The organism is Chryseobacterium sp. SIMBA_038, assembly GCF_046535115.1.
Lineage (GTDB): Bacteria > Bacteroidota > Bacteroidia > Flavobacteriales > Weeksellaceae > Chryseobacterium.
In genome coordinates, this window is record NZ_JAWRXH010000270.1 from 1 (window position 1) to 259 (window position 259).

General features: G+C 40.2%; 1 pseudogene. It reads left to right on the forward strand.

Annotation, left to right across the window (positions count from 1 at the left end):
- Nucleotides 1-259: pseudogene (locus SB689_RS23510) on the forward strand (MFS transporter); the annotation flags it as partial.

The following is a 259-nucleotide window of genomic DNA, read 5'->3' on the forward strand; positions in this document are numbered from 1 at the left end:
ATATTGATTGGCTGAGTATCATCCTTTTCATTTCTGCATTTATGTTTTCTGCCTATGTATATTCTTTCGGAAGGCAGCAGGACTGGCTGAACTCAAAGAATATTATCAGTGCCAGTATTGCCGCTTTTGTAAGCTTTGCACTGCTTACCATCCGGCAGTTAACATTAAAGAGACCCTATCTCTCATTCAAGATTTTCACAAGGAATAATGTGCTGCACGGACTGTTTATGCTATTCTGGTTGGGGATGTTTTTAGGGAC